The sequence below is a fragment of the Nocardioides sp. genome (assembly GCF_044226765.1).
Taxonomy (GTDB): domain Bacteria; phylum Actinomycetota; class Actinomycetes; order Propionibacteriales; family Nocardioidaceae; genus Nocardioides.
Window position 1 is genome coordinate 61,325 of record NZ_JBGAGJ010000007.1, and the last position, 24,933, is coordinate 86,257.

The window sequence follows — 24,933 nt, forward strand, 5'->3', positions numbered from 1 at the left end:
GGGACCTCTTCAGGATCGGCGGAACAGCAGGGTGTGCAGGACGGGCGCGGCGAGCAGGCTGACGACCGCGGCGGCGAGCCGCAGCGCCCAGTCGTCGCTGAGGATCCACACCAGGACGTTGAGGGCGACCAGGATCGCGACCAGGGCGCCGTTCTGCTTGCGCCGCCGCTCGGCGAGGATGCCCGACGGCCCGCGACGACGCTGCGGGAGCCGGGAGGTCACGGATCGCACCCGCGCCTCGCGGCGCTCCCTCCGCTCGGCCTCGGCGGCGCGGGCCGCCGCCACGACGGCCGCCTCGCGCTCGCGCTCGGCACGGCGGCGCGCGCGCTCCTTGCTCATCGTGCCGCCACCGGGAGGGACTCCACCCAGTTGCGCAGCAGCGCCGCGCCGGCGTCCCCGGACTTCTCCGGGTGGAACTGGGTGGCGCTCAGCGGACCGTTCTCCACGGCGGCCACGAACCGGTCGCCGCCGTGCTCGGACCAGGTCACCAGCGGAGGACGGGTCCGGCCGTGGGTCTCCAGCCGCCAGTCGCGGACGCCGTAGGAGTGCACGAAGTAGAACCGCTCCCCCTCGACGCCACGGAAGAGCGTGCTCCCCCCGGCGGCGTCGACGGTGTTCCAGCCCATGTGCGGGACGACAGGTGCCCGGAGCCGCTCGACCACCCCGGGCCACTCGTCGCACCCCTCGGTCTCGACACCGTGCTCGACCCCGCGCTCGAAGAGGATCTGCATACCGACGCAGATGCCGAGCACCGGCCGGCCACCAGCCAGCCGCCGCCCGATCACCTCGTGGCCGCGGATCGCCCGCAACCCCTGCATGCACGCGGCGAACGCACCGACCCCGGGCACGACGAGACCGTCGGAGTCCTGCGCCGTGGCGCGGTCCGCGGTCAGGGTGACCGCCGCGCCGGCCCGCTCCAGCGCGCGCACGACGGAGCGCAGGTTCCCCGACCCGTAGTCGAGGACCACGACGTCCGGACGGCTCACAGACTGCCCTTCGTGGACGGCACGCCCGTCTCCCGCGGGTCGAGCGCCACGGCGTCGCGGAACGCCCGGGCGAACGCCTTGAACTGCGTCTCCACGACGTGGTGCGGCTCGCGGCCCGCGAGCACCCGCACGTGCAGCGCGAGGTGGGCGTGGAACGCGATGGTCTCGAAGACGTGCCGGGTCAGCGAACCGAGGTAGTCGCCGCCCAGGACGACGTACTGCTGTCCCTCCGGCTCACCGGTGTGCACGCAGTAGGGGCGCCCCGAGACGTCGACGACCGCCTGCACCAGCGCCTCGTCGAGCGGCACGGTGGCGTCACCGAAGCGACGGATGCCGTGCTTGTCGCCGAGCGCCTCGCGCAGCGCCTGCCCCAGCACGATCGCGGTGTCCTCGACGGTGTGGTGGGCGTCGACGTGCGTGTCGCCCTCGGTGCGGACCGTCAGGTCGAGCAGGGCGTGCCGGCCGAACGCGTCGAGCATGTGGTCGTAGAAGCCCACGCCTGTGGAGACGTCCGTGCGCCCGGTCCCGTCGAGGTCCACCTCGACGAGCACCTTCGACTCCTTGGTCTGACGCTCGATGCGAGCCGTGCGCGTCATTGCCCGTCCTCCGTCTGTCGATCCATCACCTGCGTGAGTGCTTCCTGGAACGCCTGCATCTCCGCCGCGGTGCCGATGGAGACCCGCAGCCACCCGTCGGGGCCGGTCTCCCGGATCAGCACACCCCGGTCGAGCAGCCCCTGCCACACAGCATGGCGGTCGGCGAACGTCCCGAACAACGCGAAGTTCGCGTCGCTGTCCGCCACGGTGAGCCCGGTCTGCCGCAACCAGGCGACGGTGCGGTCCCGCTCGGCACGCAGGTCGTCGACCCGGCCGAGGAGCTCGGGGGCGTGCCGGAGCGCGGCGAGCGCGGTCGCCTGGGTCACCGCGGAGAGGTGGTAGGGCAGCCGCACCACCCGGATGGCGTCGCACACCTCGGGCGCCGCGGCCAGGTAGCCCAGCCGGGCACCGGCCAGCGCGAACGCCTTGCTCATGGTGCGGGTCACGACCAGGTTGCGGTACGCCGGCAGCAGCTCGAGCGCGCTCGGGACCCCGGCGCGGCGGAACTCGCCGTACGCCTCGTCCACGACGACCAGCCCGTCGCCTGCTGCCCGGCACAGGATCCCGACGGCCTCGGGCGGCAACGCCGTGCCGGTGGGGTTGTTGGGGCTCGGGAGCAGCACCACGCTCGGGCGCCGCTCCTCGACCAGGCGGCGGGCGTGGTCCAGGTCGAGGGCGAAGTCGGATTCCCGGTGACCGACGACCCACTCGGTCACGGTGTCGCGGGCGTACTCGGGATACATTGAGTAGGTGGGCGCGAAGCTCAGCGCCACCCGTCCCGGCCCGCCGAAGGCCTGCAGCAGCTGCAGCATCACCTCGTTGGAGCCGTTGGCCGCCCAGACCTGCTCGGGGCCCACCCCGTGCGGGGTGTCCCGGGAGAGATACGCCGCGAGCGCGGTGCGCAGCGCGGTGAACTCCCGGTCCGGGTAGCGGTTGAGCGTGGTCGCCGCCTCGGCGACGGCGCGGGCGATGTCGGCCGCGCACTCCTCGGACGGGCCGTAGGGGTTCTCGTTGACGTTGAGCTGGACCGGGACGTCCAGCTGCGGGGCGCCGTAGGGCGCGATGCCCCGCAGCTCCTCGCGGAGCGGTGGCCAGGCCATGGCTCAGTCCTCGAAGCGAACGCGCACGGCCGCGCCGTGACCGGGCAGGTCCTCGGCCTCGGCGAGCGTCGTCACGTGGCCGGCCACCGCCTCGAGCGCGCTGCGGGAGTAGTCCACGACGTGCACCGACTTGGTGAACGCACGCACCGACAGGCCGCTGCTGTGGCAGGCGCACCCGCCGGTCGGCAGCACGTGGTTGGAGCCGGCGCAGTAGTCACCCAGGCTGACCGGGGCGTAGGCGCCGACGAAGATCGCGCCGGCGTTCTGGACCCGGGCCGCCCACGCCGCGGCGTCCTCGGTCTGGATCTCCAGGTGCTCGGCGGCGTAGGCGTCGACCACCGCGAGCCCCTGCTCGAGGTCGCGCACGAGCACGATGCCCGACTGCGGTCCCGCCAGGCTCGTGCGCACCCGGTCGACGTGCTTGGTGACCGACACCTGCTTGTCCAGGGCGGCCTCGACCTCGTCGGCCAGCCGCTCCGACGGCGTCACGAGGACCGCCGCCGCGAGCGGGTCGTGCTCGGCCTGGCTGAGCAGGTCGGCGGCGACGTGCGCGGGCTCCGCGGAGTCGTCCGCGAGGATCGCGATCTCGGTGGGGCCGGCCTCGGAGTCGATGCCGACCAGTCCCTTGAGGATCCGCTTGGCGGTCACGGTCCAGATGTTGCCGGGACCGGTGACCAGGTCGACCTTGGCGCACGGCCCCGTCCCGTAGGCGAACATCGCGATCGCCTGGGCGCCGCCGACGGCGTACACCTCGTCGACGCCGAGCAGGGCGCAGGCGGCGAGGATCGTCGGGTGGACGGAGCCCCCGAACTCACGCTGCGGCGGGCTGGCCAGGGCGATCGAGCCGACGCCGGCGGTCTGGGCAGGGACGACGTTCATCAGCACGCTGGAGACCAGCGGCGCGAGGCCACCGGGGACGTAGAGACCGACGCGGCGGACCGGCACCTTGCGGTGCACGACCCGGGCGCCGTCGGCCAGGTCGGTGACGACGTCCTGCTCGAGCTCGGCCGCACAGGTCGCGCGGAGCCGACGGATCGACTCCTCGAGCCCGGCGCGGACGGCGGGGTCGAGCTGCTCCAGCGCGGCGGCGATCGCCTCGGGCGCCACCCGGATGTCGTCGACCCGCACTCCGTCGTGCTTCTCCGACAGCTCGCGGATGGCCTCCAGGCCACGGACGCGGACGTCCTCGCAGATCGCATGCACCGCCGGCACCGCCGCCTCGACGTCGAAGTCGGCGCGGGGCACGGCTGCGCGGTAGTCGACGTCGCCGTCGGCACCACGCAGGTCGATGCGGGAGATCATGTCGCCGATTCTACGAGCGCCGCCCGGTCGCCCCCGACCGGCGACAGTCCCTGGACTAGGTTGGCCCCGTGGTCGACACGCTGCCGATGTTCCCGCTGAACACCGTGCTCTTCCCCGGGGTGAGCGTGCCGCTGACCGTCTTCGAGGACCGCTACCGGGCGCTGGTGCACCACCTGCTGCGGGTCGAGGACCCCGCGGCGCGGCTCTTCGGCACCGTCGGCATCCGCGAGGGCTACGAGGTCGGTGACCACGGCGCCCAGTCGCTCTACCGGGTCGGCGTCCGGATGCAGCTGACCGAGGTCGAGGCCAACCCGGACGGCACCTTCGAGATCGTCGCCGTCGGTCAGGAGCGCATCCAGCTCGACCGGCTCGAGACGTCCGGTCCGTTCCCCGCCGGGCACGTCACCGAGCGTCCGGACCCGGAGACCGAGGTCCCCGAGCAGATCCTGGAGCGGGCGCGCGCGGCGTTCACCGCCTACCGCGCCGCGCTCAGCGACATCCGCGGCGATCCCTACGCGGGGGCGCTGCCCCGCGACCCGACGTACCTGTCCTGGACGCTCGCCGCGGTGGCGCCCCTGCCGATGCCCGAGCGCCAGTCGCTGCTCGAGGCGGACGACGCCGCCCTCCGGCTGGCCATGGTCACCGACCTGCTGCGCGCCGAGCTGCGGGCGATGAACGTCATCCCCTCCCTGCCGGCCACCGAGGTGGCCCGCACCCGCTGGTCGCCGAACTGAAGGCCACAGCTTCGGCGACGAAGGAGCTGGAGCGTCGTGGCCGCAGATTGAGCAAGCCCTCCGGCTGAGCCCGCGAAGCCGGAACGGGCGCGTCGAAATCCGGTGAGACGAAAAGGAAACCTGTGCCCAAGAAGAAAGCCGGCGCCACGCCCGCCACCGTCGCCCTGACGCGTGCCGGCATCGCCTTCACCGTCCACGAGTACGACCACGACCCGCGGGCAGGGTCCTACGGGCTCGAGGCGGCAGCGGCGCTCGGGCTGGACCCCGCCTGCGTCCTGAAGACCCTGCTGGCCAGTGTGGACGGACGGCTGGCGGTCGGGATCGTGCCGGTGGCGGGACACCTCGACCTCAAGGCCCTGGCCCGGGCGCTCGGGGCCAGCCGGGCGGCGATGGCCGACGTCGCCGACGCCGAACGCGCGACCGGGTACGTCGCCGGCGGCATCTCGCCGGTCGGCCAGAAGCGGTCGCTCCCGACCGTGCTCGACGAGTCCGCGCTCGGCTTCGGCACCGTCTACGTCTCCGGGGGGCGCCGCGGCCTCGACCTCGGGCTCGCGCCCGCCGACCTCGTGCAGGTCACCGGCGCGAGGGTCGCCCCGATCGCCCGCTGAGTCAGCCGGTCGTGATCCGCAGCACCGCGTGCATGGTGCCGTCGGACGCCGCGACGCTGAGCCCGGCCGCCTCGAGCGGCGCGAGGTTGTCCGCGACGTCCTGGTCGTCCGCGGCGAGCTTGTCGAGCCAGCTGCCGGCGTCGAAGTCGACGAAGAGCAGCGCGGCGGCATCGCCGGCGTCGGGGACCGCGTGCCGGAAGGCGTCGGTGTCACCGAGATCGCCGCCCTGCAGCAGCTCGTCGCGGTAGCCGGCATCGGGACCGATCGCCACCATGTCCTCGTCCACGTCGACCTCGAACGGTCCGCCCATCTTGTCGACCACGTCCGAGATGGCGTCGGCGTCGCCCTTCACCTTCAGCCCCACTGGGACGTCGCTGCCGTCGGAGCTCTGCAGCACCGCCTCGGGATCCATGTCGCCGCTCACCGCGAGCGCCGCAGAGCTGCCCAGCAGGGTCTCGACGTCGTCGGGCAGGTCGAGCCCGGACTCCTCCTCGAGCTGCTTCATCAGGTCCGCGTCGACCAGGTCGCCGAGCCAGCCCTTCGTCAGCCCGAACCCGACCGCGGCCGCCGTGTCCTCCGGCAGCGTCGCCACCACGTCGTCGCCTGCCGTGCTGCCGTCCATCGCGGACTCGGCGTCACCCGGGTCGGCCGCCACCTCGAGCTCGAGCGCACCGTCGGAGAACCGGACGGTGGCCGCCATCCCGCCGAAGTCGCGCAGCCGGTCGTCGACCTGGCCGCTCATCTCGCCGCCGAGCTCGTCGGTCACCGCGCCGTCGAGCTGGTCGGCGAGCAGCCCCCCGGCGTCGGGAGAGACGTAGAACGACGCGATGCCGTCCCCGCCCGCCTCGTCGGTCCAGTGCTGGAAGTCCGCGTCGTCGGACAGGGGCGTGTCGCCGGCGTCGGCCGCGACCTCGTCGACGACGTCCTGGGTCTCCCCCAGCAGCGCCCAGCCGTCGCTCATGGACCAGGCGAGGTCCTCGCCCCCGCAGTCGCGGATCTTCGCCAGCCCCGCCCCGGCCGCGTCCTCGTCGCTGACCTGGAGCACCAGGACCGGGGCCGGGGTGTCCTCGCCGGTGTCGACGGCCGCCACCGCCATCCGGTCACCCAGCCACGGCTCGACGTCGTCGCCGTAGTCCAGGTCGGGGCAGGTGCCGGAGTCCTGGGCCTTCTCGAAGAGCCACTTGCGCACGTCGTCGTCGGTGCCGAGACCGATGTCCTCGCGGAACGCCGGGAACTTCCGCAGGGTCCGCAGGGCCTCGATCTTCTGTCCACCGCTGGGGTCGAGGTCGACGCTGGCGTAGGCGACCGTCGAGGCGGGCAGCGCCTCGGCCGGCTGCGGGCCGGTGGAGAAGAAGGACCACGCGGCCCACGCCCCGCCACCGAGCAGCGCCACCGCCGCCACGGCGCCACCGACGATCCAGGGGGTACGACGGCCGCCGGTGCGCTGCGGGGTCCCGTCGCTGCTGTCGAGGTACTCGGGCGTGGACACTGCCGCAGTCTAGGCGACCGGGTCGGCCCCCGACGAGCGGTGCGCGGCGGAGAGGCCGATGAACACCAGCGAGAGCGCGACGAGCGCGCCGGTGGGCAGGGCGATGAACGGACTGGCACCCGAGACGGTCAGCGCGGCCGGGAGGTGCGCGCCCTCCTTGGCCGCCCGGGCGGCCGCGACCGGGTCACCGGGCCCGAGCGCCCGCCCGACGAGGTACATCAGCCAGGCGCCCAGGGCCGACCCGACGACCACTCCGGCCAGGGTGACCAGCGGGGCGCGGTCCAGGAGCAGCGCCGCCAGCGCGCCGCCCACGAGGCCGGCCACGCCGCCGACCACGACGTACCACCCGGTCGCGGTGAACTGGCCGCGCAGGCTGGCCTCGTCGACCGCCGTCCAGCGGTGGTCGACGACCACACCCGTCGGTGGGGTCCACAGCCACTCCCAGACGACGCCCGCGACCACCCCGACCGCGGCGAGCAGGACGACCGCGAGCAGGGCCTGGACGAGGGCGGGACGCACCGAGCCGTGCCCGCTGCTCGCCTCGTCGCTCACCCCGTCAGGCATCCCGGCCCCAGCAGCTGCTTGAGGTCGGCGAACAACGCAGGGCTCGGGGTGACGCGCAGGCGGTCGTCGAGCCGCATGACCATGGTCTGCTCACGGGTCAAGAGTCGCAGGCGCACCTCGGTCATCCCCCGGTGCGTGCCGAGCACCTCCTTGAGCTGCTCGACCACCGGCGGGGTGCACCGGGTCGAGGGGAGGCTGATCACCACCGGACCCGACGGCCCGTCGGACAGGTCCGGGACGCTGACCTCCTGGCCGTGCACCTCCGGCTGGTCCTTCTGCCGCGACAGCCGCCCCTTGACGGTGATGATGGCGTCCTCGACCAGGTGCGGGCCGGCGAACTGGTAGGCCGTGGGGAAGAGCAGCACGTCGATCGCGCCGTCGAGGTCCTCCAGGGTCACCATCGCCCAGGCGTCGCCGCGCTTGGTGATCTTGCGCTGCACCGAGGTGACCAGCCCCGAGATGGTGATGGATGCGCCGTCGGGGCGATCCTCGTCGAGCATCAGCTGCCCGATGGTGCAGTCGGTGCCGTTGGCCAGCACGTGCTCGAGGCCGAGCAGCGGGTGGTCGGAGACGTAGAGGCCGAGCATCTCGCGCTCGTGGCCGAGCAGCGTCGCCTTGTCCCACTCGTCGATCTCCGGGATCGCCACGCTCACACCGAACCCGCCGTCGGTCTCGTCGAGCCCACCGAAGAGCGAGTCCTGACCGATCGCCTCGTTGCGCTTGATGTCGACGTACTGGTCGACGGCGGTCTCGTGGATCGCGACCAGGGCGCGCCGGCGGTGCTTCATGTCGTCGAACGCCCCGGCCTTGATCAACGACTCGATGACCCGCTTGTTGCAGACCTGGACCGGCACCTTCTCCAGGAAGTCGTTGAAGTCGAGGTAGCGGCCCTTCTCGGTGCGAGCGGCCACGACGCCGTCGACGACGTTGGCGCCGACGTTGCGGACCGCGGTGAGCCCGAAGCGGATGTCGTTGCCGACGGGAGTGAAGTCGTGCGCCGACTCGTTGACGTCGGGCGGCAGCACCTGGATCTTCATCCGGCGGCACTCGTTGAGGTAGATCGCCGACTTGTCCTTGTCGTCCTTCACCGACGTCAGCAGCGCCGCCATGTACTCGGCCGGGTAGTTGGCCTTGAGGTAGGCGGTCCAGTAGGACACCAGCCCGTACGCCGCGGAGTGCGCCTTGTTGAAGGCGTAGTCGGAGAACGGCAGCAGGATGTCCCACAGCGTCTTGACGGCGGCCGCGGAGTAGCCGCGCTCCTGCATGCCGGCCGAGAAGCCGGCGTACTGCTTGTCCAGCTCCTCCTTCTTCTTCTTGCCCATCGCCCGGCGCAGGATGTCTGCCTGTCCCAGGCTGTAGCCCGCCAGCTTCTGGGCGATGGCCATGACCTGCTCCTGGTAGACGATCAGGCCGTAGGTCTCGCCCAGGATGTCTGCCAGCGGCTCGGCCAGCTCGGGGTGGATCGCCTCCACCGGCTCGCGCCCGGTCTTGCGGCGGGCGTACTTGTTGTGGGAGTCGGCGCCCATCGGCCCGGGGCGGTAGAGGGCACCCACCGCCGAGATGTCCTCGAAGGTGTCGGGCCGCATGCTGCGCAGCAGGGCGCGCATCGGGCCGCCGTCGAGCTGGAAGACGCCGAGGGTGTCACCGCGCTGGAGAAGCTTGTAGGTCGCCTCGTCGGTCAGTGGGAGGTCCTCCAGGACGACCTCCTCGCCGCGGTTGGCGCGGATGTTCTTGACCGCGTCGTCGAGCACCGTGAGGTTGCGCAGCCCGAGGAAGTCCATCTTGATCAGGCCGAGGCCCTCACAGGTGGGGTAGTCGAACTGGGTGATCATCGCGCCGTCGGCGGGGCGCTTGAGCAGCGGGATGATGTCGACCAGCGGCTCGCTGGACATGATCACGCCGGCGGCGTGCACGCCCCACTGGCGCTTGAGGCCCTCGATGCCGATCGCGGTGTCGACCACCCGCTTGACGTCGTTGTCGGACTCGTAGAGCGAGCGGAACTCGCCGCCCTCGCCGTAGCGCTTGTGGCCGGGGTCGAAGATCTCCTTGAGCGGGACGTCCTTGCCCATCACCGCGGCCGGCATCGCCTTGGTGATGCGGTCACCCATCGCGAACGGGTAGCCGAGGATGCGGCTGGAGTCCTTGACCGCCTGCTTGGCCTTGATGGTGCCGTAGGTGACGATGTAGGAGACCCGGTCGTCGCCGTACTTGTCGGTCACGTAGCGGATGACCTCACCGCGCCGGCGCTCGTCGAAGTCGATGTCGAAGTCCGGCATCGAGACGCGGTCGGGGTTGAGGAAGCGCTCGAAGATCAGGCCGTGCTCGAGCGGGTCGAGGTCGGTGATCCGCATCGCGTAGGCGACCATCGACCCCGCACCGGAGCCGCGGCCGGGACCGACCCGGATGCCGTTGTCCTTGGCCCAGTTGATGAAGTCGGCGACCACGAGGAAGTAGCCGGAGAAGCCCATCTGGGTGATGACGCCGATCTCGAACTCGGCCTGCTTGCGGACCTGGTCGGGCACCCCGCCCGGGTAGCGCCGGGACAGGCCGACCTCGACCTCCTTGACCAGCCAGGAGTCCTCGTCCTCCCCCGGCGGGCAGGGGAACCGCGGCATGTAGGTGCCGTTGCCCTCGGTGAAGGAGACGTCGCACCGCTCCGCGATCAGCAGCGTGTTGTCGCAGGCCTCGCGCAGGTCGTACTTGTCGACCCACAGCGCCCGCATCTCGGCGGGCGACTTGATGTAGTAGCCGTCGCCGGAGAACGCGAACCGCTGCCCGGGGCCGTCGCCGGCCGGGATGTCCATGGTCGACCCCGAGTTGATGCAGAGCAGGTGCTCCTGCGAGGCGGCGTCCTCGCGCATGACGTAGTGGGAGTCGTTGGTCGCCAGCAGCGGGATGCCGAGGTCCTTGCCCAGCCGCAGGAGGCCGTCGCGGACGCGCGACTCGATGTCGAGGCCGTGGTCCATCAGCTCCAGGAAGTAGCTGTCCTTGCCGAGGATGTCCTGGAACTCGCCGGCGACCTTGCGCGCTGCGTCGTACTGCCCGTAGCGCAGGTGGACCTGCACCTCGCCCGACGGGCAGCCGGTGGTGCCGATGATCCCGCGGCTGTGCTGGGCCAGCAGCTCGCGGTCCATGCGCGGCTGCTTGAAGAACCCGTCGCGCCAGGCCCCCGTGGAGAGGCGGAACAGGTTGTGCATGCCCTCGGTGCTCTCCGAGAGCAGCGTCATGTGCGTGTAGGCACCGCGGGCCGAGACGTCGTCGGGGCCACCGTCGTAGAAGTTCACGCCCTTGCGCTCGAAGCGCGAGATGTTCGGCGCGAAGTAGGCCTCGATGCCGATGATCGGCTTGACCCCGGCGGCGGTGGCCTTCCGGTAGAACTCGTGGGCCCCGAACACGTTGCCGTGGTCGGTCATCGCGATGGCGGGCATCCCCAGCTCCGCGGTGCGCTCCGCCATCGCCTGCAGCCGCGCCGCTCCGTCCAGCATGGAGTACTCGGTGTGGACGTGGAGGTGGACGAAGGAGTCCTGGGAGCCGTTCGCCATCGTCGCGGGGCACTCTCCTCGAGTCGATCGTGGGCATGCTGGACAGACCGCGGCGAAGCCACGGGACCGATCCGGGGGAAGGCGTTCACTCTAACGCCCGAACCGGGCCGGCCGGTCGATTCGGAGCGTGTCACCGACCACCGACAGCCGGGTCACAGCTCGGTGGCGGCGTCCAGGCTCTCGGTGATGATCGCGTCGAGGATGCGGGCGACCCGGGCGTGGCCGAGCGCCGGGGCCCGGCGCGCCAGCGCGGCGGCGATGTCGTCCTCGCGCCGGACGTCCCGCGTCGGGTCGCCCTTGTGGGCCTGCACGGCCGCGGTGAGGGCCGCGCGGCGGGCCAGCAGGTCGCCGAGCTGGTCGTCGACCTCGTCGATGAGGCCGCGGTAGAACCCGAGCGGGTCCTCCCCCGGCCAGGCCATCCGGACGTCCGGCGCCTGCTCCTCGTTGGCGGTGCCGTCGGTGCGCTCGAGCTCGACGAGGCCGTGCCGGGCGTAGAAGCGGCGCGCGCCGGCGTTGCTCTCGAAGACCCACAGCGAGAACCCGGCCGGACGGACCGACTTCACCAGGTCGAGGAGGACCGTGCCGACCCCTTCGCCGAGGTGGTCGGGGTGGACGAAGAGGTGGTCGAGCCAGACCGGGGAGACCAGCGCGTAGCCGAGCAGCCGACCGGCCCGCTCGGCGACCCAGGCCTCGTGGCTGCCGTCCGCGAGACGCGCGGCCATCCATGCCCGGTCCTCGTCGTTCGTGTGCAGCGCGGGTGGCATCTGCGGCACCGCCGCGACCCGGGCGGCCGTGTAGAGGTCGGCGATCGCCGCGGCGTCGTCGGGGCCGGCGAGCCGGACGGTGAGGTCCGGCTCAGTGGGCGTCACGGATCACCTCGAGGGCGTGTGCCAGGTCGGCGGGGTACGGCGACTCGTACTCCACCTGCTCCCCCGTCTCGGGGTGCTCGAACCCGAGGCGCACGGCGTGCAGCCACTGGCGCTCCAGCCCGACCCGCCGCGCCAGCGTGGGGTCGGCGCCGTAGGTGAGGTCACCGACGCACGGGTGCTTCAGCGCCGCCATGTGCACCCGGATCTGGTGGGTGCGGCCGGTCTCGAGATGGATCTCCAGCAGGCTCGCGAAGCGATGCGCTTCGAGGGTCTCGTAGTGCGTCACGCTGTGCCGGCCGTCGGCCATCACGGCGAACTTGTAGTCGGCCTTGGGGTGCCGGCCGATCGGGGCGTCGATGGTGCCCTCGAGCGGGTCCGGGTGGCCCTGCACGAGCGCGTGGTAGACCTTGTCGACCGTGCGGTGCCGGAAGGCGTTCTTGAGCACCGAGTAGGCGTGCTCGGACTTGCAGATCACCATCACGCCGGAGGTGCCGACGTCGAGGCGCTGCACGATGCCCTGGCGCTCGGACGCGCCGCTGGTGGAGATCCGGAAGCCGGCCCCCGCCAGGTGACCCACGACCGTCGGGCCGGACCAGCCCGGCGAGGGGTGGACGGCGACGCCGACCGGCTTGTCGATCACGACGATGGCGTCGTCGTCGTGGATGATCTTGATGCCCTCGACGACCTCGGGGACCACGGCCAGGGGGTCGGCCTCGACCGGGATGGCGACGTCCAGGAGCGCCCCGGGCACCACCCGCTCGCTCTTGCTGACCGGCTTGCCGTCGAGCTCGACGTGGCCGCTCGCGATCAGCTCCGCGGCGCGGGTGCGCGAGAGCCCGAACAACCGGGCCATGGCGGCGTCCACGCGCTCGCCGTCCAGCCCCTCGGGGACCGGCAGGATGCGGTGGTCGGCCACGGAGCTCACCGGCCACGCTCCTCGCGCTCGACGCGGGACCCGTCGATCCGGACGCCGCGGAAGACCTGCACCAGGATCAGCACCGCCGCCACGTCGATGCAGATGTCGGCCACGTTGAAGACGGGCCAGTGCGGCAGCATGAAGAAGTCGACCACGTGGCCGCGCATCGGTCCGGGCGCCCGGAACATCCGGTCGGTGAGATTGCCGGCCACCCCGGCCAGCAGGAAGCCGAGGGCGACCGCCCAGCCGGTGCTGCCGATGCGCCGCGCGACCCAGAGGATCGCGACGACGGCCGCCACGGACAGGAGCGAGAACAGCTCGGTGTAGCCGGTCCCGGTGCTGAACGCGGCACCCGGGTTGCGCACCAGGTGGAGCTTGAGCAGGTCACCCACGAGCTCGACGTCGGGACGGTCGGCCAGCCGGTCGACCGCGACGGCCTTGGAGACGACGTCGACGACGTACGCCGTCAGCGCGACGCCGGCGAAGACCACCAGGTGACGTGCGCGGGAACCTGTGGGTCGCGTGGCGTCGGGCCCGGGTCCGTCCTGGTCGCCGGTCAGCGACGCTCCTCGCGCTGCTTGCATGTCATGCACAGTGTGGCACGGGGGAAAGCCATCAGCCGCATCTTGCCGATGGGGTTGCCGCAGGACTCGCACACGCCGTACGTGCCGTCGTCGATGCGGCCCAGCGCCCGCTCGATCTGCGCCAGCTTGTCGCGCTCGCTGTTGAGCACGGTGAGCTCCTGGTCGCGCTCGAAGGTCGTGGCGCCGACGTCGGCCTGGTCCTGGCCGGCGCCGTCACCGGCGTCGCGCATCAGGCCGCTGAGCTCGTTCTCCTGGGCCTCGAGGACGGCACGGCTGTGGGCGCGCTGCTCGTTGAGCTCCTCGAGGACCTCCTTGAGCTCGGCCTTCGTCCAGGCGGCCTCGCCCTCCTTGACGACGAGAGCACTCGCGGGGGCCTTGCGGGCGGGCGTCTTGGACACCGACTTCGACACAGGGGCTGCCTTCTTGACGGGTGTGGCCTTCTTCGTCGCGGCCACCTTCTGGACCGGCGCCGACTTCTTCGCGGGTGCCGCCTTGGTGGCGGCTGCAGTCTTCTTGGCCGGTGTGGCCTTCTTGGCCGGTGCGGCCTTCTTGGCGGGCGCGGCCTTCTTGGCGGGCGCGGCCTTCTTCGCGGGCGCCGCCTTCTTCGCGGGCGCCGCCTTCTTGGCCGGTGCCGCCTTCTTGGCCGGTGCCGCCTTCTTCGCGGGCGCCGCCTTCTTCGCGGGTGCCGCCTTCTTCGCGGGTGCCGCCTTCTTCGCGGGTGCCGCCTTCTTCGCGGGTGCCGCCTTCTTCGCGGGTGCCGCCTTCTTCGCGGGTGCCGCCTTCTTCGCGGGTGCCGCCTTCTTCGCCGGTGCCGCCTTCTTCGCCGGTGCCGCCTTCTTCGCCGGTGCCGCCTTCTTCGCCGGTGCCGCCTTCTTCGCCGGTGCCGCCTTCTTCGCCGGAGACGCCGCGACGGCCGCCGCCTGCTTCGCAGCAGGCTTGGCGGCCGTCTTGGTCGGGCGCGAGGACGAGGTCGTCCGGCCGATCACCTTGCGGGCGGCGGACGCCGCCTGACCGGCGAGCGACTTCCTCGTGCTGCGGGCCATGGTCGGCCTCCCTCGGGCCTCGGCGGCTGTGGTCGTAGCCACAGGTTCGTGCGGGGAGGGTAGCGGGTGACCGCAGACCCCTCAAATCCGCCGCACCGAGGAGACCGCGGGAGACTCGGGCCGATCGGCCAGGCTCAGGCCTCGTCCTCGCCGAGGATCGACCGGAGCCGCTTCGGCGCCGGGGTGTCGTCGCCACCCGCGGGGCCGCTGTCGGTGCCGGTGTTGAGCGCCTCGAGCTGCTGGGAGAAGTAGCTCTTGAGCCGGGAGCGGTACTCACGCTCGAACGAGCGCAGGTTCTCGACCTCGCCGTTGAGCTTGTCGCGCTCCTTCTCCAGGTCGCCGAACATCTGACGGCGACGCTCGGCGGTCTCGGAGTCGAGCATCTGTGCGCGGGTGCGGGCGTCGGACTCGAGCCGGTCGGCCTTGGTCTTCGACTCGGTCTCGAGACGCTCGGCCTTGGTGCGAGCCTCGCCGATGATCTTGTCGGCCTCGTTCTTGGCGTCCTCGACGAGCTCGTCGGCGTTGCGGGTGGCGATCTCCAGCAGCCGGGCAGCAGCGTTGGACGCCTCGGGGACGGTCTCGACCCGCAGCGTCTCCACCGGGGTGGCGGCGACCACCGGCGCGGCGACCACCGGGGCGGGCTCGGGGGCCTGCTCCTCGACGCGCGGCTGGGGAGCGGTCTCGACCGGTGCGCCACCCTGGGCCGCGGCCAGCTTGGCGCGGAGGTCGTCGTTCTCCTGGGTGAGACGAGCGAGCTCGGCCTCCACCTCGTCGAGGAACTGGTCGACCTCGCCCATGTCGTAGCCCTCGCGGAGCCGGACGGGCGTAAAGCGCTTGTTGCTCACGTCCTCAGGCGTCAGCGGCATGACCTCACCCATTCTCAATCGTCAACGTTGCTGTCGGTCGAACAATAGCGCCTGCGCAGGTGCCCAGCGCATCGACGGCGCACCCCGGTCGGGCGGCGCGGTCAGGACAGGAGGATCGCGGTGTCGAGCCGGAGCAGGACGTACGCGCCGATCATCACGATCAGGAAGCTCAGGTCCAAGGAGACCTGCCCGATCCGCAACGGCGGGATCACCCGACGCAGCGCCTTGATCGGCGGGTCGGTGGCGGTGTAGACGCCCTCGAGGCCCACGAGCAGCGCGCCCCGGGGCACCCACGCCCGCGCGAAGACCTGGACCCAGTCCACGACGAACCGGATCCACAGCAGCGCGATGAAGACCCAGAGGACGACGTAGATGATCGTCCCGACTGCTTCCACCGCGCCCTCAGCTCTGGTTGAAGAACCCGCCCTCGACGATCCGCTGCTTGTCCTCGGCGGCCACCGACACGTTCGGCGGCGAGAGCAGGAACACCTTGTTGGTGACGCGCTCGATGGTGCCACGCGTGGCAAACACCAGACCAGCGGCGAAGTCGACCAGCCGCTTGGCGTCGGCGTCGTCCATCTCCGAGAGGTTCATGATCACCGGCGTGCCCTCGCGGAAGTTCTCGCCGACGGTGCGCGCCTCGTTGTACGTGCTCGGGTGCAAGGTCGTGATCCGCGAGAGCTCCGCGACCACGCCCACCGGCCCGGAGGCCGGGCGACGCCGCTCGGCGAGGTCGGCGACCGGAGCCGGCCGGCTCTCGCGCTTGGGCGCGCGGACGGGAGCGGTCTCCTGGGTCTCGTACTCGCCCTCGTAGCCGTACTCGTCGTCGTACCGGCCGGTGTCCTCGAGCAGGCCGAGGTACTCGCCGATCCTGCGCATCGCGCCGCTCATAGCTCAGGTCCTCCGGAAAAGGGTTGGTGGTTGGGACACTACTTGACCTGCGGCCTCGAACCGAGGACCGCGGAGCCGACGCGCACGTGTGTCGCGCCGGCGCGTACGGCGTGCTCGAGGTCGCCGCTCATCCCGGCCGAGAGCCAGGTCGCGGCGGGGTGGTCGGCCAGGAGGCCGGCGTGCACCTCGGCCAGCCGGTCGAAGGCCGGCCGGGGGTCGGCCCCGAGGGGCGCGACGGCCATCAGGCCGCGCAGCCGCAGCAGTTCGGCGGCCTCGACCGCGGCGGCGAGCGCCGGCAGGTCGGCGGGGTCCGCGCCCGAGCGCCCCTCGCGACCCGGGGGGTCCAGGCTGACCTGCAGGAGCACGTCGACGGCGCGACCACGGGCCTGCGCCCCGCGCGCCAGCGGCGCCACCAGCTTGGTCCGGTCGACCGACTCGACCACGTCGGCGTACGACGCGACCGCAGCCGCCTTGTTGCTCTGCAGCCCGCCGATGAAGTGCCAGGTGAGGCCGAGGTCGGCGCAGGCAGCCGCCTTGGCCTCGGCCTCCTGGTGCCGGTTCTCGCCGACGTGCTGCACGCCGAGGTCGGCGAGGATCCGCACGTCGGAGGCCGGGAAGAACTTGGTGACCACCACGAGCGTGACCTCGCCCGGGTCGCGCCCGACGTCGCCACACGCCGAGGCGATCCGGCCACGGACCGTGTCGAGGCCGATGGCGACGTGGTCGCGGCGGCTCGCGGGGGTCGTCATGCGGGGTCCCCGCGGCGTTGTTCGTCGGCGGAGCGCAGCGGGGGAGGCGAAGAACGTCGTGGGGTGCTCATGCCGCTCTCCAGACGACGCCGGCCAGCCGGCCGGCGGCGGCACCGTCGCGGCGGTGGGAGTGCAGCCGCGCGTCCTCGCGGGTGCAGCCGGCGACCTCGGTGGTCGACACCTCCGCAGCCGCGAGCTGGGCCAGCACGCCGGCCCCCAGGTCGAGCGCAGGCGTCCCCCAGCTCGTGGTCGACCGGGTGGCCGGGACGGCGGCGGCGACCTCGGCCTGGAGCTCCTCGGGCACCTCGTAGCAGCGCCCGCAGATGTGCGGACCGACCCAGCCCCGGATCCCTCCGGCGCCGAGGTCGCGGAGCCGGGAGACCGCGTTGGGGACCACGCCGCGACGTACGCCCTCGCGACCGGCGTGCACCGCTGCCACCGCACCGGTGTCGGCCACCAGGAGCACCGGGACGCAGTCGGCCGCCCGAGCCAGCAGCGCCACGCCGGCGTCCTGGGTCACCAGGGCGTCCGCGTCGGGGACCGTCTCGTCGGGGTCAGCGACCAGGTGCACCGCGGTGCCGTGCACCTGGTGCATGAGGCAGGGCGTCGCGCCGGTCACCCGGGCGATCTCGGCCAGCCCGGCCGTCCGCACGTCGGCGGCGGCGAGGTCGCCGACGTCGAGCCGCCGGTCGGTGAACGCGACCGACACCGTGCCGGCGGCGACCGGCACGGTGTCGAGGAAGAGGAAGGTCACCCGGCCCCTGTCACTTGAGGAAGTCGGGGACGTCGAGCTCGTCGTCGTCGTACTGGACCTGGGGGACGACCGGGCGCGGCGCCGCGGGCTGCGGGCTGCCGGCCGCAGCGGAGACCTTCTCCTTCTCCTTCTGCTCGGCCGCGGCGTCCTTGCCGGCCGGCGAGGCGGCGGGCTTGGCCTCGGCCGGCGCCTGCTGGGCGCGGGTGTCACGGCGCAGCACCGATCCCTCGTCGCGGCGCTTGGGCTGCCCGCCGTCGAAGCCGGCCGCGATGACGGTCACCCGGACCTCGTCGCCGAGCGCGTCGTCGATGGTCGCACCGAAGATGATGTTGGCCTCGGGGTGGACCGCCTCGGCCACCAGCGCGGCCGCCTCGTTGATCTCGAAGAGGCCGAGGTCGGAGCCGCCCGCGATGGACAGGAGGACGCCGTGGGCACCGTCGATGCTGGCCTCGAGCAGCGGGCTGGAGACCGCCATCTCCGCCGCCGCCACCGAGCGGTCGTCGCCGCGGGCCGAGCCGATGCCCATCAGGGCCGAGCCGGCGTCGGACATCACCGACTTCACGTCGGCGAAGTCGAGGTTGATCAGGCCCGGGGTGGTGATCAGGTCGGTGATGCCCGAGACGCCCTGCAGCAGCACCTGGTCGGCCTGCTTGAACGCGTCGAGCACGGAGACGTTGCGGTCGCTGATCGACAGCAGCCGGTCGTTGGGGATCACGATGAGGGTGTCGACCTCCTCGCGCAGCGCGGCGATGCCCTCCTCGGCGGAGTTGGCGCGGCGTCGTCCCTCGAACGCGAACGGCCGGGTCACCACGCCGATGGTCAGGGCGCCGAGACTGCGAGCGATCCGCGCCACCACCGGCGCACCGCCGGTGCCGGTGCCGCCGCCCTCGCCGGCGGTCACGAAGACCATGTCGGCGCCCTTGATGACCTCCTCGATCTCGTCGGCGTGGTCCTCGGCGGCCCGCGAGCCGACGTCGGGGTTCGCGCCGGCGCCGAGGCCGCGGGTGAGCTCGCGGCCGATGTCGAGCTTGACGTCGGCGTCGCTCATGAGGAGGGCCTGGGCGTCGGTGTTGATCGCGATGAACTCGACGCCCTTGAGCCCGACCTCGATCATCCGGTTGACGGCGTTGACACCACCACCACCGATGCCCACGACCTTGATGATGGCCAGGTAGTTCTGTGCTGCTGCCACGGCTGTCGCCCTTCGCTGCTCGGGTGCTGGGGGTTGTCTGGGGTTCGGCTTCGCAATGCTGGTCCGGGGAAGCGGCGTGTCGACCAACTCTGACCCTCAGCCTGAGGGTTATAGTTATGTCAACCTCGCCGTGGTGACGACAGTAGGCAGCCGGTGCTCCCGGATCGGTGACGACACGCCGGGTGCGGGTGGTTCGTGAGTCCTTGGGTGGCGCTCGGGCGCTCCTGGGGCGCGGCAGGCTGCAGTTTCATCACGGTATGCAGGCGAACCTGCACTTCCCACGGAGTGCCCACCGTGGGAAGTGCCGGTTCACCGACAGACCATGGTGAAGCTGCGACGTGCCGGGCGCGGGCCACCTGCCGTCCACAAGGTCCTGTCCGGGCACTCCTCTCCCCTGCCGGGTGGTCGAGGGCCGCCGGTCGGCCCCGGGCCGGGCAGGCTCCGGGCCATGGATCCGTTGCGTGTCATCGCCCACGAGCAGGGCTTCTTCACCCGTCGACAGGCGGCGTCGGCGGGCTACGACGACCGAGCGGTCGCCCGGATGGTCAGGTCAGGTGTCTGGACCCGCTTCCGACGCGGGTACTTCTGCTTCTCCGATGTGTGGGGCACCCTCGACGCAGTCGGTCGCCACTGGGTGCGGGCCCGCGCGGTGGTGGACTCGCTGGGTGACGCCGTGGTGCTCAGCCACGTCTCCGGCGCGGTCGCCCACGGGATCGAGGTGTGGGGCGTGCCGCTCGACCGCGTCCATGTCACCCGGCTCGACGGGGGTGCCGGCCGGGTCGAGGGAGACGTGGTGCACCACGAGGGCATCTGTCTCGAGGCGGACGTGGTCGAGGCGGGCGCTGGCGTCCGCGCGACCTCGTCGGTCCGGAGCGTGCTGGAGACGGCCAGCCGCGCGAGCACCGAGGCGGCGTTCTGCCTCCTCGAGATGGGGCTCCACCACGGTCGCTTCACCCAGGGGGAGCTCTGCCGGATGCACCACAGGCTGGGCGTCTGGCCGGGCATGCAGCACCTCCACGTGCCCGTGCGCATGGCCACGGGCAGGTCGGAGAGCATCGGGGAGGCTCGCGGCTACTGGCTCTTCCGCACCGCGCACGTCCCGGCTCCTGTGCAGCAGCTGGAGGTGCGTGACGAGAGGGGTGTCCTCCTCGGCACCTGCGACTGGGGCTGGCCCGACCTCCTGACGCTCGGGGAGTTCGACGGCCGCTTGAAGTACGGCCGGATCCTCAAGCCCGGGCAGGACCCGGGTGAGGTCGTCTTCGCGGAGAAGCAGCGCGAGGACGCGTTGCGTGAAGCGACCGGCTTCCGGATGCTGCGGCTGGTCTGGTCCGACCTCGACCATCCCGCCACTACGGTCCGGCGCCTCGAGCGCTTGATGCGCCGGCCCAGCTGAGGGTCCGCACCTCTCCCCCGGAGGGGCTAGCTTCATCACGAGATACAGGCCAACCTGCACTTCCCCTGGCGTGCCCACCGTGGGAAGTGCAGGTTCACCACCAGACCATGATGGAACTGCGACGCCAGGGACCTGCACGTGCCCGAGTCCGGATTGGCGACTGCCGCGCACCACGCGGCACAGCTTCACCACGGGATGCAGGCCAACCTGCACTTCCCCTGGCCTGCCCACCGTGGGAAGTGCAGGTTCACCACCAGACCATGATGAAACTGCGACGCCAGGGACCAAGGACCAGCCCGATCCCCACAAGGACCGGCTCAGCCGCTGGTGGTCGGCTGGCCGGGGACGGAGACGTCGTAGGTCTGGGCCTTGGTGGCGGCGAGCAGCCCGGCGAGCACCGTCGCCTTGAGGTCGGAGTCGGCCGAGCTCCCCCACCGCACGGTGCGGTCGTCGCGCAGCACCAGCGTGATCCGGTCGATGGTGTCGACCTGCACGTGGTCGACCCTGGAGGCGAGGTCGGCGGGCAGGGCGGCGACGACGAGGGCGGCCTCGCGCAGGGCGTCGCTGCCGGTGTCGCTGCCGGTCTCGACCAGCGGGAGGTCCGGCGGCGCCTTGGCGTAGTCGCGGAAGACGACGCCCTCCTCGTCCATGCCCTGCAGGTGCCCGGCGATCTGGACGACGGCGACTGGTACCCGTTCGGTCACGTCGATGCGGACCTGGTCGGGCCACTCGCGCGACACGTCGGCCGAGCGCACCGGCGCCAGCGCCTCGACCCGGGTGCGAACCCGGTCGAGGTCGACCCGGGCCAACGCCTCGCCGTCGGGCACGGCGGCCGCCTTCTCGACCTCGGACGTCGTGAGCAGCGAGGTGCCCCGCACGTCGACGCCCTGCACGGAGAGGTAGGAGGAGAAGAACACCAGCCACAGGAGGCCGACGACGAGCAGCAGCACCAGCACGACCGCGACCAGCGGCCGCCAGGCGAGCCAGCGACGCGCCCACTGGCGGCGCGCGAACCGCTTGCGGGTGCGCTCGGTGGTGTCCTGGACCCCGGTGCTCGTCGGGCTCATCGGGCGAGCAGCTCCAGCACCCGGGGGCCGATCTCCGTCACCGTGCCGGCACCGAGGGTGAGCACCAGGTCGCCGGGCCGGGCCCGGGCGACCAGCTCGGCGGCGACGTCGTCGACGTCGTCGACGTCGGGGACGAACCTCACGCGCTCGGCCGGCAGCGGAACCGCGGCGGCCACGAGCGCGCCGGTCACCTCGGGGTCGGCGTCCTCGCGCGCCAGGTAGACGTCGAGCACGACGACCTCGTCGGCCGCACCCAGCGCCTCGCCCATGCGGGTCCCGAAGATCCGGGTGCGCGAGACCAGGTGCGGCTGGAAGGCCACGACCACGCGCCCCTCCCCCGCGACCGCGCGCGCAGCGGCCAGGTCGCCGGCGATCTCGGTCGGGTGGTGGGCGTAGCTGTCGTAGACCCGCACTCCCCCCGCCTCGCCCTTGAGCTCCATGCGGCGCTTGGTGCCGGTGTACGACGCGATGCCGCGCACCAGGGCGGCCGGGTCGTAGCCCAGCTCGGTCCCGGCGGCGAGCGCGCCGAGCGCGTCGGCCAGGTAGTGCTCCCCCGGCGACCACAACGTGACGTCCGCGAGCGGACCGGGGTCGCGGACCGAGACCGTGACGACGCGGCGCCCAGCACCGCGGGCCCGCTCGGCCAGCGCCGCCGCACCGGGGTCGTCCACGCAGCAGACGAGGAAGCCGTCGGGGTCGACGGTGTCGGCGAACTCGTCGAACGCCGCGCGGTAGGCCTCCTCGGTCCCCCAGTTGTCCAGGTGGTCGGCCTCGACGTTGGTGACCACGGCGGCGTACGGCCCGTAGTGGAGGAAGGCGCCGTCGCTCTCGTCGGCCTCCGCCACGAACACCTCGCCCGAGCCCTCGGCCGCGTTGACGCCGGTCGCAGCCAGGTCGCCCCCGATGGCGTACGTCGGGTCGGCGCCCGCGGCCTGGAGGGCGACCGTGAGCAACGACGTGGTCGTGGTCTTGCCGTGCGTGCCGGCGACGGCGACCACCCGACGGCCGGCCATGACCGACGCGAGCGCTGCGGAGCGGGGCAGCACGCGGATCCCGCGCCGCACGGCCTCGGCGTGCTCGGGGTTGTCCTCACGGACCGCGGTCGAGACCACCACCGTGTCGGCGTCGCCCACCTGGTCGGCGGCGTGCCCCAGGTGGACCCGGGCGCCCAGCGCGCGCAGGGCGTCGAGCGTCGGGGAGTCGGTGCCGTCGCTCCCGCTGACGGCGATGCCGCGGGCCAGCATGATCCGGGCGATGCCGGACAGCCCGGCGCCGCCGATGCCGATGAAGTGGACCCGGCCGAGCCGGTCGGCCGGGATCACGTGGTCGGGGACCGGGACCTTCACCGGCCCGCCTCCTCGAGCACGATCCGGGCGAGCCGCTCGTCGGCGTCGCGCGGGATCAGCGCCGACGCCGCTGTGCCCATGGCCGCGAGCCGGGCGGTGTCCCCTGCCAGGGCCGGCACCGTGGCGGCGACCCACTCGGTCGTGAGGTCGGCGTCGTCGACGACGATCCCGCCTCCGGCGGCAACCACCGGCTGGGCGTTGCGCACCTGCTCGCCGTTGCCGATCGGGAGCGGCACGAAGACCGCCGGGAGACCGACCGCGGCAGCCTCGGTGACGCTGTTGGCCCCGGCTCGGCAGACGACCAGGTCGGCTGCCGCGTAGGCGAGGTCCATCCGGTCGATGAACTCCACGACGACGTACGGCACGCCGGACTCCTGGACGACCGGGTCGGCCCCGCCGTGCTTGCCCTGGGCGTGCAGCACCTGGACGCCCGCGTCGGCCAGCGCCGCGGCGGCACCGGAGACGGCCTGGTTCAGCCGGCGGGCCCCCTGGGATCCGCCGGTGACCAGCAGGGTCGGCCGGTCGGCGTCCAGCCCGAAGAACGCGCGCCCCTCAGCCCGGCGGGCGGAGCGGTCGAGGCCGGAGATCATCGGCCGGATCGGCAGCCCGATGTACTCGGCGTGCCGCAGCGGCGTGTCCGGGAAGCTCACCGCCACCCGGCGCGCGATCCGGGCACCGACCTTGTTGGCCAGGCCGGGCACGGTGTTCTGCTCGTGGACGACCAGCGGGATGCCGCGCTTGCGGACCGCGAGGTACGCCGGCACGGAGACGTAGCCGCCGAAGCCCACGACCACGTCCGGCCGGACCCGGTCCAGGACGGTGTGGGTCTGCTTGACCGCGGCGCGCAGCCGGGCCGGCACCTTGACCAGGTCGGCGTTCGGCCGCCGGGGCATCGGGACCGGCGGGACCAGCTCGAGGGGGTACCCGGCCGCCGGCACCACCTGGTTCTCCAGCCCGCGGGGCGTGCCGAGACAGGTGATCTCGACGTCGGGCCGCAGGCGCCGCAGGGCGTCGGCGGTGGCGAGCAGGGGTGAGGTGTGCCCGGCGGTACCGCCGCCGGCGAGAAGGACGCGCATCGTCGGCAAGCCTAGGAGGTGGGCCCGGCCGAGAGCCCGGCGGAGCGGGCCTTCCGGCGCTGGGCGAGGGCGCGGGCCGCCTCCGGCTCGCGGCGCGCGAACCCGATGAGCAGGCCGAGGGCGACCAGCGAGGGCACCAGCGCCGAGCCGCCGTAGGAGACCAGCGGCAGCGGGAGGCCGATCACGGGGAAGAGCGCGAGGACCATGCCGACGTTGATGATCATCTGGCCGAGCAGCCACACGACGATCCCGAAGGTCATGTAGCGCACGAACGCGTCCTGGGTCTGGCGGGCCACCCGGATCGCGGCGTACGCGATGGTGACGAACAGGCCGACCACCAGCAGCGTGCCGACCAGGCCGAGCTCCTCGCCGAGCACGGCGAAGATGAAGTCGGTGTGGGCCTCGGGCAGGTCGCCCCACTTCTGCCGGCTCGCGCCGATGCCCTCGCCGAAGATCCCGCCGCTGGCGAGGGCGAACAGGCCGTGGGCGGGCTGCCAGCCGGCGTTGTGGAAGTCCTTGAACGGGTCGGCGAAGTTCGTGATGCGCTGGAGCCGCTCGGAGCTGGTGGACGCCAGGCCGACCGCGACGACGCCGACGGCGGTCATCATGAACATAAACAGCCGTCCGGGCGCCCCCACCACCCACAACATGGCGAGCAGGATCGCGAACAGCACGAGCGCGGTGCCGAGGTCGTGGCCCAGCACGACCAGCGCGATCACCGCCAGGAGGCCGGGCACGACCGGCATGAAGACCTCGTGGAAGTTGTCGAGGCGCTTGTCCTTGCGGGCGTAGATGTGGGCGGCCCAGAGCACGATCGCGAGCTTGGCGATCTCGGCCGGCTGGATGACGAACGGTCCGAGCCCGAGCCAGTTCTTGTTGCCGTTGACCTCGACGCCGAGGCCGGGCACCCGGATCAGCGCCAGCAGGACGATGGCGACGAACATCGACAGCCATGCGAACCTGCGGACCACGGGCAGCGGCAGCCGCGAGGCCACCCAGGCGCACGGCACGCCGATCGCCACCCACACCAGCTGGCGCTCGACGACGGCGTAGGAGTTGCCGCCGTTCTGCTCGTAGGAGTAGACGCTCGAGGCGCTCAGCACCATGACCAGGCCGATGGTGAGCAGCAGCGCGGACGCGCCGAGCAGCAGGTAGTACGCCGTCAGCGGCCGGTCGAGCGCGGCGCGTGCGGAGGCGAACCAGCCGGCGGCGGCCGAGCGACGGCGGGCCGAGGGCTGGAGCGGGTCCGCGGTCGTCATGCGCGTC

General features: G+C 72.4%; 25 protein-coding genes. 3 read left to right on the top strand and 22 right to left on the bottom strand.

The annotated features are described in order from the left end of the window. Positions 1-9: 9 nt before the first annotated feature. Genes ACILRH_RS15230 through hisD form a run of 5 tightly spaced genes read right to left on the bottom strand, consistent with a single transcriptional unit; the run spans position 10 to position 3,984 of the window. Positions 10-339 carry a hypothetical protein gene (locus ACILRH_RS15230; RefSeq protein WP_395694652.1) on the bottom strand — a complete coding sequence of 110 codons (330 nt, stop codon included), beginning with the start codon at positions 337-339 and terminating at the stop codon, positions 10-12. Continuing rightward, positions 336-986, bottom strand: coding sequence for an imidazole glycerol phosphate synthase subunit HisH (hisH, locus tag ACILRH_RS15235; protein WP_395694654.1), 651 nt, complete (start codon positions 984-986; stop codon positions 336-338). Before hisH ends, ACILRH_RS15230 begins: the two co-directional genes overlap by 4 nt. Then, positions 983-1,582, bottom strand: coding sequence for an imidazoleglycerol-phosphate dehydratase HisB (hisB, locus tag ACILRH_RS15240; RefSeq protein ID WP_395694656.1), 600 nt, complete (start codon positions 1,580-1,582; stop codon positions 983-985). Before hisB ends, hisH begins: the two co-directional genes overlap by 4 nt. Next, the gene (locus ACILRH_RS15245; protein ID WP_395694658.1) at positions 1,579-2,682 is read right to left on the bottom strand and encodes a histidinol-phosphate transaminase; all 1,104 of its coding nucleotides are present in this window, start codon (positions 2,680-2,682) and stop codon (positions 1,579-1,581) included. The genes hisB and ACILRH_RS15245 overlap by 4 nt, the downstream gene beginning before the upstream one ends. A 3-nt stretch (positions 2,683-2,685) precedes the next feature. Continuing rightward, positions 2,686-3,984, bottom strand: a complete 1,299-nt coding sequence (hisD, locus tag ACILRH_RS15250) for a histidinol dehydrogenase (RefSeq protein ID WP_395694659.1) — start codon at positions 3,982-3,984, stop codon at positions 2,686-2,688. A 68-nt stretch (positions 3,985-4,052) separates the two neighbouring features. Here hisD and ACILRH_RS15255 point away from each other — a divergent pair, with 68 nt between their 5' ends. Together ACILRH_RS15255 and ybaK are read left to right on the top strand one after the other, a co-directional pair. Continuing rightward, positions 4,053-4,718, top strand: coding sequence for an LON peptidase substrate-binding domain-containing protein (locus ACILRH_RS15255; protein ID WP_395694661.1), 666 nt, complete (start codon positions 4,053-4,055; stop codon positions 4,716-4,718). Positions 4,719-4,840: 122 nt separating this feature from the next. Further along, positions 4,841-5,326 carry a Cys-tRNA(Pro) deacylase gene (gene ybaK, locus ACILRH_RS15260; RefSeq protein WP_395694663.1) on the top strand — a complete coding sequence of 162 codons (486 nt, stop codon included), beginning with the start codon at positions 4,841-4,843 and terminating at the stop codon, positions 5,324-5,326. Between the two features lies 1 nt (position 5,327). Here the strand turns inward: ybaK and ACILRH_RS15265 are convergent, their stop codons facing one another. The 13 genes from ACILRH_RS15265 to ftsZ all read right to left on the bottom strand — a co-directional run bounded on the left by ACILRH_RS15265 (position 5,328) and on the right by ftsZ (position 18,785). After that, on the bottom strand, positions 5,328-6,815 hold the full coding sequence (locus ACILRH_RS15265) for a DUF3352 domain-containing protein (protein WP_395694665.1): 1,488 nt from the start codon (positions 6,813-6,815) through the stop codon (positions 5,328-5,330). Positions 6,816-6,824: 9 nt separating this feature from the next. After that, positions 6,825-7,367 carry a hypothetical protein gene (locus ACILRH_RS15270; protein ID WP_395694666.1) on the bottom strand — a complete coding sequence of 181 codons (543 nt, stop codon included), beginning with the start codon at positions 7,365-7,367 and terminating at the stop codon, positions 6,825-6,827. Then, a complete protein-coding gene (gene dnaE, locus ACILRH_RS15275) occupies positions 7,364-10,921 on the bottom strand; it encodes a DNA polymerase III subunit alpha (RefSeq protein WP_395694668.1) in 3,558 nt (1,185 codons plus the stop codon). The genes ACILRH_RS15270 and dnaE overlap by 4 nt, the downstream gene beginning before the upstream one ends. 152 nt (positions 10,922-11,073) lie before the next feature. Then, on the bottom strand, positions 11,074-11,790 hold the full coding sequence (locus tag ACILRH_RS15280) for a GNAT family N-acetyltransferase (protein WP_395694670.1): 717 nt from the start codon (positions 11,788-11,790) through the stop codon (positions 11,074-11,076). Beyond that, positions 11,777-12,643, bottom strand: coding sequence for an RluA family pseudouridine synthase (locus tag ACILRH_RS15285; protein WP_395694919.1), 867 nt, complete (start codon positions 12,641-12,643; stop codon positions 11,777-11,779). Before ACILRH_RS15285 ends, ACILRH_RS15280 begins: the two co-directional genes overlap by 14 nt. Before the next feature lie 68 nt (positions 12,644-12,711). Further along, positions 12,712-13,290 (bottom strand): signal peptidase II, encoded by a 579-nt coding sequence (gene lspA, locus ACILRH_RS15290; RefSeq protein ID WP_395694672.1) that lies wholly within the window; start codon positions 13,288-13,290, stop codon positions 12,712-12,714. Continuing rightward, positions 13,263-14,333, bottom strand: a complete 1,071-nt coding sequence (locus tag ACILRH_RS15295; protein WP_395694673.1) for a TraR/DksA family transcriptional regulator — start codon at positions 14,331-14,333, stop codon at positions 13,263-13,265. The genes lspA and ACILRH_RS15295 overlap by 28 nt, the downstream gene beginning before the upstream one ends. Before the next feature lie 134 nt (positions 14,334-14,467). Next, entirely contained in the window at positions 14,468-15,199 is a 732-nt protein-coding gene (locus ACILRH_RS15300; protein WP_395694675.1) for a DivIVA domain-containing protein, read from the bottom strand. Between the two features lie 101 nt (positions 15,200-15,300). Then, on the bottom strand, positions 15,301-15,594 hold the full coding sequence (locus ACILRH_RS15305) for a YggT family protein (RefSeq protein WP_395694677.1): 294 nt from the start codon (positions 15,592-15,594) through the stop codon (positions 15,301-15,303). Positions 15,595-15,601: 7 nt separating this feature from the next. Next, a complete protein-coding gene (locus ACILRH_RS15310) occupies positions 15,602-16,090 on the bottom strand; it encodes a cell division protein SepF (protein ID WP_395694679.1) in 489 nt (162 codons plus the stop codon). A gap of 38 nt (positions 16,091-16,128) precedes the next feature. Further along, a complete protein-coding gene (locus tag ACILRH_RS15315; protein ID WP_395694680.1) occupies positions 16,129-16,839 on the bottom strand; it encodes a YggS family pyridoxal phosphate-dependent enzyme in 711 nt (236 codons plus the stop codon). A gap of 67 nt (positions 16,840-16,906) precedes the next feature. Next, positions 16,907-17,593 carry a polyphenol oxidase family protein gene (locus ACILRH_RS15320; protein ID WP_395694681.1) on the bottom strand — a complete coding sequence of 229 codons (687 nt, stop codon included), beginning with the start codon at positions 17,591-17,593 and terminating at the stop codon, positions 16,907-16,909. A gap of 10 nt (positions 17,594-17,603) precedes the next feature. Further along, the gene (gene ftsZ, locus ACILRH_RS15325) at positions 17,604-18,785 is read right to left on the bottom strand and encodes a cell division protein FtsZ (protein WP_395694683.1); all 1,182 of its coding nucleotides are present in this window, start codon (positions 18,783-18,785) and stop codon (positions 17,604-17,606) included. Between the two features lie 448 nt (positions 18,786-19,233). On the opposite strand from ftsZ, the gene ACILRH_RS15330 reads away from it, so the two are divergent. Continuing rightward, positions 19,234-20,178 (top strand): type IV toxin-antitoxin system AbiEi family antitoxin domain-containing protein, encoded by a 945-nt coding sequence (locus tag ACILRH_RS15330; protein ID WP_395694684.1) that lies wholly within the window; start codon positions 19,234-19,236, stop codon positions 20,176-20,178. A 317-nt stretch (positions 20,179-20,495) separates the two neighbouring features. Here ACILRH_RS15330 and ACILRH_RS15335 read toward each other — a convergent pair whose 3' ends face one another. From ACILRH_RS15335 to ftsW, 4 genes are read right to left on the bottom strand one after another with little or no spacing between them, the layout of a single operon-like run. After that, positions 20,496-21,245: a cell division protein FtsQ/DivIB gene (locus tag ACILRH_RS15335; protein WP_395694685.1), complete on the bottom strand. Its 750-nt coding sequence runs from the start codon at positions 21,243-21,245 to the stop codon at positions 20,496-20,498. After that, positions 21,242-22,591: a UDP-N-acetylmuramate--L-alanine ligase gene (locus ACILRH_RS15340; RefSeq protein WP_395694687.1), complete on the bottom strand. Its 1,350-nt coding sequence runs from the start codon at positions 22,589-22,591 to the stop codon at positions 21,242-21,244. Before ACILRH_RS15340 ends, ACILRH_RS15335 begins: the two co-directional genes overlap by 4 nt. Then, entirely contained in the window at positions 22,588-23,667 is a 1,080-nt protein-coding gene (gene murG, locus ACILRH_RS15345; RefSeq protein WP_395694689.1) for an undecaprenyldiphospho-muramoylpentapeptide beta-N-acetylglucosaminyltransferase, read from the bottom strand. Before murG ends, ACILRH_RS15340 begins: the two co-directional genes overlap by 4 nt. Before the next feature lie 11 nt (positions 23,668-23,678). Then, positions 23,679-24,926, bottom strand: coding sequence for a putative lipid II flippase FtsW (gene ftsW, locus ACILRH_RS15350; protein WP_395694691.1), 1,248 nt, complete (start codon positions 24,924-24,926; stop codon positions 23,679-23,681). Positions 24,927-24,933 lie beyond the last annotated feature (7 nt).

Coding starts and splice junctions, on each gene's coding strand:
- ACILRH_RS15315 (WP_395694680.1), bottom strand. CDS start 16,839: ATGACGACCCCCGCGAGCCGCCGCGACCACGTCGCCATCGGCCTCGAC.
- ACILRH_RS15310 (WP_395694679.1), bottom strand. CDS start 16,090: ATGAGCGGCGCGATGCGCAGGATCGGCGAGTACCTCGGCCTGCTCGAG.
- lspA (WP_395694672.1), bottom strand. CDS start 13,290: ATGCAAGCAGCGCGAGGAGCGTCGCTGACCGGCGACCAGGACGGACCC.
- ACILRH_RS15230 (WP_395694652.1), bottom strand. CDS start 339: ATGAGCAAGGAGCGCGCGCGCCGCCGTGCCGAGCGCGAGCGCGAGGCG.
- ACILRH_RS15335 (WP_395694685.1), bottom strand. CDS start 21,245: ATGAGCCCGACGAGCACCGGGGTCCAGGACACCACCGAGCGCACCCGC.
- murG (WP_395694689.1), bottom strand. CDS start 23,667: ATGCGCGTCCTTCTCGCCGGCGGCGGTACCGCCGGGCACACCTCACCC.
- ACILRH_RS15295 (WP_395694673.1), bottom strand. CDS start 14,333: ATGGCCCGCAGCACGAGGAAGTCGCTCGCCGGTCAGGCGGCGTCCGCC.
- dnaE (WP_395694668.1), bottom strand. CDS start 10,921: ATGGCGAACGGCTCCCAGGACTCCTTCGTCCACCTCCACGTCCACACC.
- ACILRH_RS15300 (WP_395694675.1), bottom strand. CDS start 15,199: ATGCCGCTGACGCCTGAGGACGTGAGCAACAAGCGCTTTACGCCCGTC.
- ACILRH_RS15245 (WP_395694658.1), bottom strand. CDS start 2,682: ATGGCCTGGCCACCGCTCCGCGAGGAGCTGCGGGGCATCGCGCCCTAC.
- hisB (WP_395694656.1), bottom strand. CDS start 1,582: ATGACGCGCACGGCTCGCATCGAGCGTCAGACCAAGGAGTCGAAGGTG.
- ACILRH_RS15285 (WP_395694919.1), bottom strand. CDS start 12,643: ATGGCCCGGTTGTTCGGGCTCTCGCGCACCCGCGCCGCGGAGCTGATC.
- ftsW (WP_395694691.1), bottom strand. CDS start 24,926: ATGACGACCGCGGACCCGCTCCAGCCCTCGGCCCGCCGTCGCTCGGCC.
- hisD (WP_395694659.1), bottom strand. CDS start 3,984: ATGATCTCCCGCATCGACCTGCGTGGTGCCGACGGCGACGTCGACTAC.
- ACILRH_RS15330 (WP_395694684.1), top strand. CDS start 19,234: ATGGATCCGTTGCGTGTCATCGCCCACGAGCAGGGCTTCTTCACCCGT.